At 60.1% G+C, this 12,709-nt stretch carries 12 protein-coding genes and 1 pseudogene; 6 read left to right on the top strand and 7 right to left on the bottom strand.

What is annotated here, in order from left to right; translation table 11 throughout:
• Together KGA89_RS27420 and KGA89_RS27415 are read left to right on the top strand one after the other, a co-directional pair.
• Window positions 1–561 (top strand): annotated as a pseudogene (locus KGA89_RS27420) (type IV secretion protein Rhs); the annotation flags it as partial.
• The gene (locus KGA89_RS27415; RefSeq protein ID WP_027911533.1) at window positions 561–920 is read left to right on the top strand and encodes a hypothetical protein; all 360 of its coding nucleotides are present in this window, start codon (window positions 561–563) and stop codon (window positions 918–920) included. The pseudogene KGA89_RS27420 and the gene KGA89_RS27415, both read left to right, overlap by 1 nt.
• A 197-nt stretch (window positions 921–1,117) precedes the next feature.
• On the opposite strand, the gene KGA89_RS27410 is transcribed toward KGA89_RS27415, so the two are convergent.
• Both KGA89_RS27410 and KGA89_RS27405 read right to left on the bottom strand, forming a co-directional pair.
• The gene (locus KGA89_RS27410; RefSeq protein ID WP_223473025.1) at window positions 1,118–2,905 is read right to left on the bottom strand and encodes a bifunctional diguanylate cyclase/phosphodiesterase; all 1,788 of its coding nucleotides are present in this window, start codon (window positions 2,903–2,905) and stop codon (window positions 1,118–1,120) included.
• 118 nt (window positions 2,906–3,023) lie between these two features.
• Window positions 3,024–5,102: a carboxy terminal-processing peptidase gene (locus tag KGA89_RS27405; protein WP_223473026.1), complete on the bottom strand. Its 2,079-nt coding sequence runs from the start codon at window positions 5,100–5,102 to the stop codon at window positions 3,024–3,026.
• A gap of 139 nt (window positions 5,103–5,241) precedes the next feature.
• On the opposite strand from KGA89_RS27405, the gene KGA89_RS27400 reads away from it, so the two are divergent.
• The 4 genes from KGA89_RS27400 (at window position 5,242) to KGA89_RS27385 (ending at window position 8,625) form a co-directional block, all read left to right on the top strand.
• Entirely contained in the window at window positions 5,242–6,204 is a 963-nt protein-coding gene (locus tag KGA89_RS27400; RefSeq protein ID WP_003204563.1) for a zinc-binding dehydrogenase, read from the top strand.
• A gap of 205 nt (window positions 6,205–6,409) precedes the next feature.
• Window positions 6,410–7,012: a hypothetical protein gene (locus KGA89_RS27395; protein ID WP_013694046.1), complete on the top strand. Its 603-nt coding sequence runs from the start codon at window positions 6,410–6,412 to the stop codon at window positions 7,010–7,012.
• 189 nt (window positions 7,013–7,201) lie between these two features.
• Window positions 7,202–7,837, top strand: a complete 636-nt coding sequence (locus KGA89_RS27390; protein WP_003204561.1) for a DUF1326 domain-containing protein — start codon at window positions 7,202–7,204, stop codon at window positions 7,835–7,837.
• The gene (locus tag KGA89_RS27385; RefSeq protein WP_223473024.1) at window positions 7,837–8,625 is read left to right on the top strand and encodes a DUF2182 domain-containing protein; all 789 of its coding nucleotides are present in this window, start codon (window positions 7,837–7,839) and stop codon (window positions 8,623–8,625) included. Before KGA89_RS27390 ends, KGA89_RS27385 begins: the two co-directional genes overlap by 1 nt.
• A 99-nt stretch (window positions 8,626–8,724) precedes the next feature.
• Here KGA89_RS27385 and KGA89_RS27380 read toward each other — a convergent pair whose 3' ends face one another.
• From KGA89_RS27380 to KGA89_RS27360, 5 genes are all read right to left on the bottom strand, one after another.
• On the bottom strand, window positions 8,725–9,378 hold the full coding sequence (locus KGA89_RS27380) for an HAD family hydrolase (protein WP_223473023.1): 654 nt from the start codon (window positions 9,376–9,378) through the stop codon (window positions 8,725–8,727).
• 46 nt (window positions 9,379–9,424) lie between these two features.
• Window positions 9,425–10,414, bottom strand: coding sequence for an ABC transporter ATP-binding protein (locus tag KGA89_RS27375; RefSeq protein ID WP_003204557.1), 990 nt, complete (start codon window positions 10,412–10,414; stop codon window positions 9,425–9,427).
• The gene (locus tag KGA89_RS27370; RefSeq protein ID WP_013694043.1) at window positions 10,411–11,211 is read right to left on the bottom strand and encodes an ABC transporter permease; all 801 of its coding nucleotides are present in this window, start codon (window positions 11,209–11,211) and stop codon (window positions 10,411–10,413) included. The genes KGA89_RS27375 and KGA89_RS27370 overlap by 4 nt, the downstream gene beginning before the upstream one ends.
• Complete coding sequence (locus tag KGA89_RS27365) at window positions 11,198–12,034, bottom strand: ABC transporter permease (protein WP_162470868.1); 837 nt, start codon at window positions 12,032–12,034, stop codon at window positions 11,198–11,200. The genes KGA89_RS27370 and KGA89_RS27365 overlap by 14 nt, the downstream gene beginning before the upstream one ends.
• A 5-nt stretch (window positions 12,035–12,039) precedes the next feature.
• A partial coding sequence (locus tag KGA89_RS27360) for an alkaline phosphatase family protein (protein ID WP_223473022.1) occupies window positions 12,040–12,709 on the bottom strand: 670 nt, incomplete at its 5' end.

Genomic DNA, 12,709 nt, shown 5'->3' with positions numbered 1-12,709 from the left:
GGGTTGGTGGATTGTCCGGGGAAGGGTGGGTGTAGGCCGGCGGTTGGGGAGCAGGATCCGGCGGCTAAGGTTGGGGTGGATGAGGGGGAGCCGCGGCTGCCGATGACGGCGGAGCAGCGGGCACAGGAGCATGAACTAGCGGAGGCAAAAGCTTATGAGGAGTTAAGGGAAATGGAAGGTTCTATTGATGGCGCTCACTTTCTGGAAAAACACGGTGCGCAGACCACCTTGCAATCGCAAATGGAACGGCTGCAATCTGGTAAAAACCCTACAACGGGTGAAATTGAACGTTATACCAAAGGTAAAAAAAAGGGAGAACCTAAAATTCCTACTGCGGCAACACACTTCATAAGTCATCGAGATCAACTTTATGCGATAAATAGAGCGCGGCTCGTTTTCAAAGAGAGTGGTCTGCAACAATCTCGTGAGCCTATTGAGTTTGGAAGAAAAGTCGGAGAAGGATATAAAAAGGAAGGGTTGGAATATGGCGAGCAAACAAAGGCTGTGGTGATACTGAATGATAAAGGCCTTCCGATAACCAGCTATACGGAATTTGAGTGATGACGAAGTCGTCTGATATGGTTGTGCTAAGAAGTCTCTTATTTGTATTTGATATAGAGAATACGATAGATGAGGCAAGGGAGGAGGTTATTGTCTCGAAGGATATCAACGCCGACTCCGAATTGGTGGAGTTGTTTGATTCCTTACTTAAATCCGATTTTTTAATATTTCAATCTCATGAGCGCGAATGGTTTATTGAAAGAATTTTCTTCTATCTGGAAGAGGGGGCGAATTTTGATGAGATATTTTCGAGGATAACCACATATTTCGATGATGATGTTAAGGATCAGCGTCACTTTATGAGAGTTTTGCTGAGCTGCCTCAAACGCTATCAGTCAGAGGTGGCCGAAAACTCATAACTTAATTAGAAAGAATATTTAATCGTTACCTGCTGCGTGGGAATGCATCCCGTAACGCTATCCGTCACATTCAGAAGCAGAACGCGGAGCGTCCCTGGCGACATTCCCACGCTGGAGCGTGGGAACGATCGATCAAAAGATCGCAGGCTTCGCCAGCTCCTACAAAGCCCCCTCGCCACGGGGCCGCGCCAGATGCTTCACACCGACAACCCCAACGCCACCACAGGCTCCCGCTCCGCCAAACCATCCACCAAATACACACTCCCCCCCAGAATCTCCTTGGCATGATGCTTGGCCTGCGAAGCCAGCTCAGCCAACTGACTGGCATCCATCTCTTCGCAGGCCTCGGCACGCAGATGCACCACCCCAATCGATAGCGACAACAACGCGAACTCCTGCCGAACGCCCTGTCGATTCAACGCCGTAAAACATCCCGCCTCCAGGTGTTCGGGGCGGTAGAAGCGGCGGCAGTGGGTCTGGAAGTCGCTGAGGAGCTGGTCCAGGCGTCTGCGCCACTCTTCCGGGCCGAGGACCAGCAGGAAGTCGTCGCCGCCGATGTGGCCGACGAAGTCGCGGCTGGGGTCGATGCGTTCGTTCAGGCATTGGGCCAGGCACAGCAGGACTTCGTCGCCGCGACCGTAGCCGTAGATGTCGTTGAAGGGTTTGAAACTGTCGATGTCCACGTAGCAGATCACCGATTCCTGCCGTTGTTGCAGCAAGCGCGTGAGACATTGCTGGATCGGGACGTTGCCCGGCAGCAGGGTCAGGGGGTTGGCGTAGCGGGCCTGTTGGATTTTCAGTTCGGTGATGAGCTTGAGCACATCGATCACCCGGCCCAGGCCCAGGTAGCCGCCGTTGAGGGTGATGATGAAGTCTTCTTCGATGCGTTGTCGGGCGCGGCTGGTGATCAGGCGGCTGACTTGTTGCAGTGACTGGTTCAACTCTACCGCGAGAAAGTCGTCGCTCATCAGGCGACTGATGGGTTTGCGGGCGAACAGGTCGGTGGCGAAAGGTTTGAGCAAGGCGTCCGAGAGCGAATGGCGGTGAACGATGCCGCAGGGCTGGCCTTGATCATCCAGCACTGCCAGGGAGTTGAGGTTGGCCTGGCGACGAAACGCTTCCAGCACGGTGGCTGTCGGTGTGTTGTGGGCCACTGCCGGTTGTTCGTTGAGCAGCGCACTGAGGTCGTTGACCTCATCGCTCAACGCCGCCACGCCGCTGTCCTGCTTGGGCATCAGCGCCCTGGCGTCGCGTGACGGTTGTTCCTGAGGCCGGGCCAGCAGATAGCCCTGGACCAGGTCGACGCCCATTTCGATCAGCACCGCCAGTTCTTCCGGCAGTTCGATGCCCTCGGCAATCACTTGGGCGCGGGAGGCCCGGGCGATTTTCAGGATCGAGCCCACGAACTCGCGCTTGAGGGCGTCCTGGTGGATGCCGTCGATGAAATGCCGGTCGATCTTCACATAATCGGGCCGCAGTTCAGACCACAGCCGCAGGCTCGAATAACCGGCGCCAAGGTCGTCCAGGGCAATCGAGAAACCCATCGCGCGATAATGATGCAGCGCGGTTTGCAGGAGCTGGAAGTCATCGATGGGGGTTTGTTCAGTCAGTTCTATCACGACCTGGCTGGGGGCAATGCCGAAGTCCTGCAGCAGCTGCAGTGTGCGCCCTGTCTGGTGTGCGGATTCCAGCAGCGACTCAGGCGAGACGTTGAGAAACAGCTTGCCCGGCAGCTTTTGCTCATTGAAGCGCTGGCAGGCGCTGCGGCGGCAGGCCAACTCCAGTTCGCTGAGGCGGCCGGCCTGGCGTGCCACGGAAAGCAGCGCGATGGGGGAGTGCAACGGGCTGTTGGAGGGGCCGCGGGTCAAGGCTTCATAACCCACGATGCGCCGTTCGGAAAGGCAGATGATCGGTTGGAACAGGCTGTGCAAACCGCTTTGAGCCAGGATCGAACTCAAGGCACTCAGCTGTTCTGTCGTGGTCATGGCAATCTCTGGCGATAAAAAAAGGACCAGGTGCGCGGCACCCAGTCCTGTATTTCACGACAGACTGATGTCAGTTTGATGACACTCCGACGAGCATCACCATTAAATGGCCATCATCTTAGTGCTTGGCGATCGCCGTGTTGAGTTTCAGGTAATCCAGCAGGATCCGCCCGGTCTCGCTCAGGTAGGCATCGTCTTCCGGCTTGGTTTTCTCTGGCTCGGTGATCAGGTCTTCGTCCTCTTTCTTCAGCTCTTTGAGCGGCTCTTCGCCCTTGGCCTTGCGACGCAGGTTTTCCATGGTCAGTTGCTTGGCCTCGATGTCGGAATGCTGCGCGCGACGATCGGCTTCGTTGAGGGTGACGGTTTTTTCCATCATCAACTTCTGCGCCAGGGCCAGCTTGTCGCGGATGAAGACAAACTCTGCATCCTGGGCCGTGCGGGTGTCATGCTCGGACTTGAGTTGGGCCAGGAACGGCTTGAACGGGTCCACGGCGGGTTTGATCGCAGGCCGGATGGTGTCCCACGGCATGGCTTCGGGCAGGGCGCTTTCACCGATTTCCTTGGTGTCGATGATCGACGGGTAATCGATGTCAGGCAGCACGCCCTGGTGCTGGGTGCTCTGGCCCGAAACCCGGTAGAACTTCGCCAGGGTCAGTTTCAGTTCGCCATGGTTGAGCGGCTGGATGGTCTGCACGGTGCCTTTGCCGAAGGTCTGGCCGCCGATGATCAGCGCACGGTGATAGTCCTGCATGGCGCCGGCGAAAATCTCCGAGGCCGACGCGGACAGGCGATTGACCAGCAAGGCCATTGGCCCCTTGTAGAACGCACCGGGGTTTTCGTCTTCCAGTACATCCACCCGGCCATCGGCGTTACGCACGAGCACGGTCGGGCCCTTGTCGATGAACAGGCTGGTCAGCTCGGTGGCTTCCTGCAGGGAGCCGCCGCCGTTGTTGCGCAAGTCGATGACCACGCCGTCGACTTTTTCCTTCTGCAGCTCGGTCAGCAGCTTCTTGACGTCACGCGTAGTGCTCTTGTAGTCCGGGTCCCCAGCGCGGAAGGCCTTGAAGTCCAGGTAGAAGGCCGGGATCTCAATGATGCCGAGCTTGTAGTCCTGGCCGTCCTGCTTGAGGTTGAGGATCGATTTCTTCGCTGCCTGTTCTTCCAGCTTCACCGCTTCACGGGTGATGGACACGATCTTGCTGGTCTGGTCGTTCGGCGCATTGCTGGCCGGGATGACTTCCAGGCGCACCACCGAGCCTTTCGGACCACGGATCAGCTTGACCACTTCGTCCAGGCGCCAGCCGACCACGTCGACCATTTCCTTGTTGCCTTGGGCCACGCCGATGATCTTGTCCGCCGGGCTGACCTGTTTGGTCTTGTCCGCAGGGCCCGCCGGGACGAGGCGCACGATTTTCACTTGGTCGTTGTCGCTCTGCAGCACCGCACCGATGCCTTCCAGGGACAGGCTCATGTTGATGTCGAAGTTTTCCGCGTTATCCGGCGACAGATAATTGGTGTGCGGGTCGTAGGACATGGCGAAGGTGTTGATGTACGCCTGGAAAATGTCCTCGGCGCGGGTCTGGTCCAGGCGGACCAATTGGTTCTTGTAGCGCTTGGTCAGGGTTTCCTGGATCTGCTTGGGATCCTTGCCAGCGATCTTCATGCGCAGCACTTCGTCCTTGACGCGCTTGCGCCACAGGTCGTCGAGTTCGGCTGTGCTTTTGAGCCAAGGGGCGTCCTTGCGGTCGACCAGCAAGGTTTCCTTGGTATTGAAATCGATTTTGTCGACGCCTTTGTTCAGCTCGGCAATGGCGTAGTCCAGACGCGCCTTCACGCGGTCCAGGTAGCGCTTGTAGATGGTGAACCCGGCGTTCAGGTCGCCGCTCTTGAGGAAGTCGTCGAACTGGGTTTTCCACTTGTCGAATTCAGCGATATCGCTGGCCAGGAAATAACTGCGCGACGGATCTAGCAGCTTCAGGTAGCTGTCGTAGATGATGACCGAGCGCGCATCATCGAGTGGCGGCTTGCTGTAGTGATGGCGCTTGAGCAACTCGACGACGTTAAGGCTGGCAATCACCTCGTCACGATCGGGCTGAAGCTTGTCCCAGCTGTTGGCTGCGAACGTATCGTTCGACAACGGTAACAGGCCGAGGCCAATGACTAGCGCGAGGGCGGTACTGGGGAACAGATGCTTCATGCTGATTCGACGCAGGGACAATTGATAACGCATATTAGGCCGTCTTTGAAGTCGCCGGTTCCATGTGGCCCGGGCGCATAATGCAAGAAAGCCCGGCGTTGAAGCAGCGGGCCCAGTCGAGACTCACTATGGAGGCACCGTGAAAGCATTGCAAGGCGTTGAAGGCCAAGTGGTATGGGCAGATGAGCCGAGCCCGGCGTGTGATGTCGGGCAAGTTCGTATTCGTGTGGCAGCCGCGGGCCTGAATCGGGCCGATTTGCTGCAAAAAGCCGGACTTTACCCGCCGCCACCCGGCGCCAGCCAGGTGTTGGGGCTGGAGTGCGCCGGAGTCATCAGCGAGGTCGGGCCGGGCTCGTCCTGGCAGGTGGGCGACCGGGTTTGCGCGTTGCTGGCCGGCGGCGGGATGGCCGAGGAGGTGGTGGTTGATGGCCGGCATGTATTGCCAGTGCCGGAGGGCTTGTCATTGGCTGAAGCGGCCGCGCTGCCGGAGGTCTACAGCACCGCGTGGCTGAATCTGTTCCAGCTGGCGGCGCTCAAGCCGGGTGAAAAAGTACTGTTGCACGCCGGGGCCAGTGGCGTCGGCTCGGCCGCGATCCAGCTGTGCAAGGCGTTCGGCAACCCATGTTGGGTCAGTGTCGGCTCGACCGAGCGGCTGGCCTATTGCGAGGCACTGGGCGCCCAGGGCGGCGTGGTACGCACCGATGGCCTGGAGAGTTTGAACGATCTCGGTCCGTTCGACGTGATCCTCGATCCGGTGGGCGGCAGCTACGCCAAACTCAACGTGAAACTTTTGTCAGTTGACGGCCGCTGGGTGTTGATCGGGCTGATGGGCGGGCGCTCGACCGAGCTCGATCTGGCGCAGGTGCTGGGCAAGCGCATCCAATTGCTTGGCTCGACCTTGCGCAGCCGTGACGAGCAGTTCAAGGCCGACCTGATCAGCGAACTGGGTCAACAGGTGTGGCCGCTGTTTGCCGACAAACGCCTGAGCCCGCAACTGGCCAAGACCTTCGCCATCAAGGACGCCGAAGCAGCGTTCGCGGAACTGGCGACCAACCAGGTGTCCGGGAAGCTGGTGTTGGTGATCGATGAGAGCCTGAGCTGATTTCGGAAACCGTGCGCAGACCTGTGGGAGCGAGCTTGCTCGCTCCCACAGACGTCATTATTTCCAGAAACACTGACGTGCCGGATAGCAAGACACCCTGTCAAGTCTGACAGTAGACGCCTTTCGGACCCCATTCTAGAGTGGGGTGCGAGAGTGTCGGCTGTCTCTCCGATCAGTCTTTTCCAGACTCAGGTAGGGTGCTGCCATGTCCGCTTACGCTGCCAGATACATGCTGTTTTTCACGCTCTCACTGATGGCCTGCGGGGCTGCCCGAGGGCAAGTGCCGTCAGACACATCGGAACAAGGCGCCTGGGGCAATTGGGGCGCCGCTGCATATTGCCCCCAGGGGCAATATGTCTGGGGGTTCCGACTCAAAAGCGAACCCTATCAGGGCAACGGCGACGACAGTGCTTTGAATGCGGTCCAGCTTATCTGCAAGAGCGGAGTCAACGGGGCGGCCACTTATATCCAAAGCCTTGAAGGAAAGTGGGGAAGCTGGGGCCGGGACCATGTGTGTCGCGAGACACCAGCCATCGCATTTGCCATTCAGGTGGAACGCTTTCAGGGCCGGGACAAGGAAAAGGGCTCGAAGGACGATACCGCCGCCGGCAATATCAAGATGAATTGTGGGTCGGAAATCCTCGTAGGCGACCCGCCAGTCGCATGGGGAGATTGGACCGGGTTCTACAGTTGCCTCGATGGCACCGGTTACAAAAAGATCAGGGGGTTCCGAACCAAGGTGGAGCCTGACCAGGGCAGCGGGGATGACACGGCCATGAATGCGATGCAGGTGTATTGCGGGCTCTAGCGCCAGGGTTTGTCGCTGACAGCTACCCCCATCCCTCTCGACAGTGGTTTGAACCTTTGACCGGCGCCTACGGGCAAGCTGACCTTCGGTCGGCAGCCCGTATCCGATACGCTCGCGCTGCTAGCGTTAACTAATGGGGGATGGGGTAACCGCAGCTTTCATTTCACCCGCCAGGTGAAGAGGTTGATCATGGCCATCGCCGAATGGCGCATGCAGGGCGTCGAGTTCGTTGCCTGCAACTGCAATTGGGGCTGCCCCTGCCAATTCGATGCGCCACCGACCCATGGTCACTGCCAGGCGGTGGCGTCGATGCGAGTGGAGCACGGGTATTTCAATCAGGTGGCGCTGGACGGCTTGTGCTGGGCCGCCACCTTCGCTTGGCCGGGTGCCATCCATGAGGGCAACGGCAGTTGCCAGGTGTTCATCGATGAGCGCGCCGACGAGGCGCAGCGCCAGTCCTTGTTGACCATCCTCTCTGGCTTGGAGAGCGACCCTGGGGCCAATGTGTTCCAGGTGTTCAGTAGCACCATGAGTGAAGCGTTCGAACCGCTGTTCGTGCCCATCACCCTCTCCATCGATGTCGATCAGCGCTTGGCGCACCTGGACATTCCAGGCGTGCTGCAGGCCAGCGGCGAGCCGATCCGCAGCCCGATCGACGGCTCCCCTCATCGAGTCCGCCTGTCCCTGCCCAACGGCTTCGAGTTCCTCGAGGCCGAAGTGGCCAGCGGCAGCTACCAGACGCATTCTGCCCTGAAACTACAATCCCAGGGCAGTCATAGCCACCTCGCCCACGTGCACTTCACCGGCCATGGCATAGAGCCGTAATGGCCGAACCTCAGGCGGTGACGCCGAGCAAGCGACTGACGGGCGAGCAGTGGCTGCTCCTGCTCTACCTGCTCGCGCTGACCGCCCTGGCCTGGCTGCTGCTGTTGCGCATGGCCCGCGACATGAGTGCGCCGGGCGGCATGGCTGATGCGGCAATGGGCGGCATGCTCATGCCCTGGAGCCTGGCCGATGCGCTGCTGATGTTTGCCATGTGGGTGGTGATGATGGTCGGCATGATGCTGCCCAGCACCTTGCCCATGCTTTTGATCTACCAGCAGATGCTGCGCAAGCGCATGCCGGCACCGCAGCGACACCTGGCCCTGCTGCTGTTCTGCAGCGCCTATGTCCTGGTCTGGGCCGGTTTCGCCCTGGGCGCCACGGCGCTGCAATGGGCGCTCGAGCAACTCGCCCTGCTCAGTCCGGGGATGCGCAGCACCAGTACCGCGCTGGGCGCCGGCCTGCTGCTGGTTGCAGGTATCTATCAGTGGCTGCCAAGCAAGGCGGTCTGCCTTGAGCATTGTCGCGGGCCGCTGCATTTTCTGCTCAGCTACTGGCGCCCCAACGTGCTCGGCGGCTGGCGCCTGGGCCTGGCCCATGGTGCTTACTGCCTGGGCTGCTGCTGGGCCCTGATGGGCCTGCTGTTTGTGGTCGGCGTGATGAACCTGCTCTGGGTGGCAGTGATCGGTGCCTTCATCTTGCTGGAGAAAAACCTGCCGCAGGGACTCTGGCTCAGTCGTCTCTGCGGTGTGTTGTTGCTCGGCTGGAGCCTGTGGCTGCTGCTGGGCTGAACCTGTGGGGGCGAGCTTGCTCGCGATGGCGGTGTGTCAGCTAAATCAATGCCGGCTGATCCACCGCCATCGCGAGCAAGCTCGCTCCCACAAGGAGGCTTATTTCCAGGTATGGATTGGCCACCCGGCCAGTTCAGCGTGGGCCTTCAATACCTGGTCCGGGTTCACGGCGTGGGGGAAATCCACCCGCTGCAACAGCGGCAGGTCATTGCGCGAGTCGGAATAGAAGCTCGCGCCTTCCAGGTTCTCTTCCTCGGCATCCAGCCAGTCCAGCAGCCGCGCGATCTTGCCTTCGCGGTAGGTCAGGGTGCCCACGGTCTGGCCGCTGTACACCCCATGGCTCACTTCAAGTTCGATCGCCAGGATTTCGTCGATGCCCAGGCGTTCGGCAATCGGCTTGACCAGATGCGTGCCCGAGGCCGAGATCACCAGGATCCGGTCGCCGGCCTTGCGGTGTTCGGCGATGGTCTTGGTGGCGTCGCTGAAGATGATCGGTTCGATGAAGTCTTCCACCCACGGTGCCACCAGGTGTTCGATTTCTTCCGGTGTGCGGCCGATCATCGGTTCCAGGCTGAAGTCCATGTACTCTTCCATGCTCAGCTTGCCGTGGCTGTAGGCGTCCATCAGCGCGTTGTTGCGCTGCATGAACGACTCGGGATCGACCCAGCCCAGGCGCCCCATCTGTTCGCTCCAGAGGGTGGCGCAGTCGCCGTGGATCAGGGTTTCGTCCAGATCAAAAATTGCCAGGGCCATCAGCGCGTTTTCCTCTTCAAGATCAGCTTCAAAATCGATAAAGCCATCAGGCTACCTCACACAACGCCGACGGATCGATGGAAAGTGACAGGCGTGCGCCATCGGGGTGCAGGTCGGCGGCCGAGCGATTGAGTACATCCACCACCAGTTCCACGCCACGGGCCTCGACCCGGTAGCGAATCACGTTGCCCAACAGGCTGTGGCTGCGGATCAGCGCATCGGCCTCGCCGTCGCGGCTCAGCTCGATGGCTTCCGGACGGATGGCGATACGGCCGCTCATCGGCCGTTGCAGCAGTTTGGTCGCGCTGTCGGCGTCCAGCAGGTTGTAGTTGCCGATGAAGCCGGCGGCAAAGACGTCGACTGGCGCTGTGTAAAGGGTTTCGGCATCGCCGCTTTGTACGATTTTTCCCTGGTTCATCAGGAAAATCCGGTCAGACATGGTCAGGGCTTCTTCCTGGTCGTGTGTGACGAAGATCGTGGTCAGGCCCAACTCACGCTGGATCTGTCGGATTTGTTCGCGCAAGTGCTTGCGAATCCGTGCATCCAGGGCCGACAGTGGCTCGTCCAGCAGCAACAGGCGCGGCCGGGTCACCAGGGAGCGGGCGAGGGCGACGCGCTGGCATTGGCCGCCGGACAGTTGATGGGGATAGCGGCCGGCAAAATCATGCAGCTCCACCAGGCGCAGGATCTCCAGCACACGCTTGTGGCTGTCCGATGCCTCGACTTTTTGCATGCGCAGGCCGAAGGCGACGTTCTGTTCCACGGTCATGTTGGGGAACAAGGCGTAGCTCTGGAAGACCATGCCGATGCCGCGTTTCTGCGGGCTCAACGGGACGATGTCTTGCCCGTCGAGGATGATCTGGCCGGCATCCACCGCGGTCAGGCCGGCAATGCAGCGCAACAGCGTGGACTTGCCACAACCGGAAGGGCCGAGGAGGGTGACGAATTCGCCCTTGCGGATCTCGCAATTGATGTCGCTGAACACCGGCGTGCCGGCGTAGCTTTTTTGCAGGTGTTGGACGCTGACGTAGCTCATTGGCTTTTGTCCTTGTTCAAGATGTTGGCCGCCCAGGTCAGGACCAGTACGAAGAAGAAGTAGGAAATCACCAGCGCACTGGTGAAGTGACCGCTGCTGTTGCGCATGTTGTTCAGGTACACCTGCAGGGTTTCATAGCGAGTGCCGACGAGGATGTTGGCAAACACGAATTCGCCGAACAGGAACGAGAAGGACAGCAGCAACGCCACCATCAAGCCCTTGCGCAGGTTCGGCAGCACCACCAGGAACGCGGCCTGGAAAGTGCTGGCGCCGAGCAGTTGGGCGGCGTCCATCAGGTCGCGCAGGTTGATGGCTTGCAGGTTGTTGGTGATCGCCCGGTACATGAACGGCAAGGCGACAGTGAAGTAACAGCCGATCAGGATCCACGGCGTGCCGACCATCGCCAGCGGCCCGGAGCCGTAGAGTTGCAACAGCCCAACCGACGACACCACCGGCGGCACCGCGAAGGGCAGCAGGATGAGGATGTTCATCAGCGCGTCGAGTCTGGGGAAGTGGTAATGCACCACGAACAGCAACGGCAGGATCAACACCACCGAGAGCACCAGCGCACCGACGCAGACCAGCAGCGATTGGCCGAAGGCGTGGAGAAAACGCGGGTCGCTCCACAACTGCACATACCATTTGAACGTGAAGCCGCTGGGCAGCACGGTGGCCGACCAACTGCTGGCGATGGAGTAGACGAGCGTGCCGGCCAGGGGCAGCAGCAGGATGGCGAACAGCAGGTACACCACCGCCCGATGATAGAGCCCGACGGAGCCCGGTTCAGCGCGAGACATGGTAGCTCCTCTTGAGCAGCAACTGATGGACGATGGTGACCACGGTCATCAGCGCCACCAGCACCACGGCCAGGGCACTGGCCAGGTTCGGGTCGAGGGAAATGTCGCCGGAGACCATGGCGGCGATGCGGATCGGCAACACGTTGAAGTTACCGGTGGTCAACGCGTAGACCGTGGCGTAGGCGCCGAGGGCGTTGGCCAGCAGGATCACGAAGGTGCCCAGCAGCGCCGGGGTCAGCACCGGCAAGCCGATGTGGCGCCAGAACTGCCAGCCATTGGCGCCCAGCAGCTCGGCGGATTCGCGCCAGTCTTCGCGCAGGGCATCGAAGGCCGGATAGAGCAGCAGCACGCCCAGGGGGATCTGGAAGTAGGTGTAGAGGATGATCAGCCCGGTTTTCGAGTACAGGTTGAAATCCTCGATGATCCCCGCCTGTTTGAGCATGATCGTGATGCTGCCGTTGAACCCGAGCAAAATGATGAAGGCGAAGGCCAGGGGCACGCCGGCGAAGTTGCTGGTCATGTTGGCGAAGGCGTTGACGAAGTTGCGCAGCCGCGAATCCACCCGGCGCAGGGAGTAGCTGCCCAGCACGGCGATGACGATGCCGAACACACTGGACCAGAAGCTGATCTCCAGGCTGTGCTGGATCGCTTGCAGGTAGAACTTGGAACTGAAGATCTTGCTGAAGTTGGCCAGGCCCCAGCCGAACTCTTCCGATTCCAGGCTGTTGAGCAGCACCCAAAGCAGCGGGGCGATCTGGAACACGATGAAGAAAATCGCGAAGGGCACCAGGCACAACGCTGCCAGCCATTTGCCGCGCGTCATGGCGTTCACTTGAGTAACTCCTGGCAATAGGGTTTGTCGTGATCGACGCCGAGCAGTTGGCAAATGGTGCCGCACAGTTCGGTCTGCCTGGGTGCCGCAGCGGGATCGAGACTGAAGCTGTCACCCAGGACGAACAGCGGCACTTCCCGTTCCTCGGCCAGCAGACCGTTATGGGAGCGATCGTTGTTCATGCCGTGGTCGGACGTCACCAGCACCTGGTAACCGGCGTCGAGCCAGCCTTGCAGGTAGACCGCCAGGTTGATGTCGGCCGAGCGGGCGCTGTTGCGGTATTGCGGGGTGTCGAGGCCGTGCTTGTGGCCGGCGTCGTCGATGTTCATCGGGTGCACCAGCAGGAAGTTCGGCAGGTAGCGCTGACGCAGGTGTTCGGCGTCGGCGAACAGATGGGAATCGGGGTAGTGGTCATTCCAATAGAAATGCCCGTACTGGATCGGCAGGGCGGGGTTGTCGGTGTGACGATCGCGACCGGCCACGAAGGGCGAAACGTTGTAGAGCTCGCTGACCCAGTGATACGCCGCGGCCGCCGTACTCAAGCCGGCCTGGGTGGCGTAGTGGAAAATGCTGCGCTGGTTCGACAGGCGTGTGACGTTGTTGTGCACGATCCCGCTGTCAATGGGCACGACGCCGGTGAGGATGCATTCGTAGAGCGGGCGGGAC

Origin of the sequence: Pseudomonas sp. A-RE-22 (assembly GCF_019956035.1) — a bacterium.
Classification (GTDB): domain Bacteria; phylum Pseudomonadota; class Gammaproteobacteria; order Pseudomonadales; family Pseudomonadaceae; genus Aquipseudomonas; species Aquipseudomonas brassicacearum.
The sequence above is the reverse complement of the archived record's forward strand: the minus strand, read 5'-3'. Positions and strand labels throughout refer to the sequence as shown.

Bases quoted from the DNA above. Each gene is read 5' to 3' on its own strand.
- KGA89_RS27370 (WP_013694043.1), bottom strand. From the start codon at position 11,211: ATGTCTCGCGCTGAACCGGGCTCCGTCGGGCTCTATCATCGGGCGGTG.
- KGA89_RS27395 (WP_013694046.1), top strand. From the start codon at position 6,410: ATGTCCGCTTACGCTGCCAGATACATGCTGTTTTTCACGCTCTCACTG.
- KGA89_RS27415 (WP_027911533.1), top strand. From the start codon at position 561: ATGACGAAGTCGTCTGATATGGTTGTGCTAAGAAGTCTCTTATTTGTA.
- KGA89_RS27365 (WP_162470868.1), bottom strand. From the start codon at position 12,034: ATGACGCGCGGCAAATGGCTGGCAGCGTTGTGCCTGGTGCCCTTCGCG.
- KGA89_RS27390 (WP_003204561.1), top strand. From the start codon at position 7,202: ATGGCCATCGCCGAATGGCGCATGCAGGGCGTCGAGTTCGTTGCCTGC.
- KGA89_RS27410 (WP_223473025.1), bottom strand. From the start codon at position 2,905: ATGACCACGACAGAACAGCTGAGTGCCTTGAGTTCGATCCTGGCTCAA.
- KGA89_RS27385 (WP_223473024.1), top strand. From the start codon at position 7,837: ATGGCCGAACCTCAGGCGGTGACGCCGAGCAAGCGACTGACGGGCGAG.
- KGA89_RS27405 (WP_223473026.1), bottom strand. From the start codon at position 5,102: ATGAAGCATCTGTTCCCCAGTACCGCCCTCGCGCTAGTCATTGGCCTC.
- KGA89_RS27380 (WP_223473023.1), bottom strand. From the start codon at position 9,378: ATGGCCCTGGCAATTTTTGATCTGGACGAAACCCTGATCCACGGCGAC.
- KGA89_RS27375 (WP_003204557.1), bottom strand. From the start codon at position 10,414: ATGAGCTACGTCAGCGTCCAACACCTGCAAAAAAGCTACGCCGGCACG.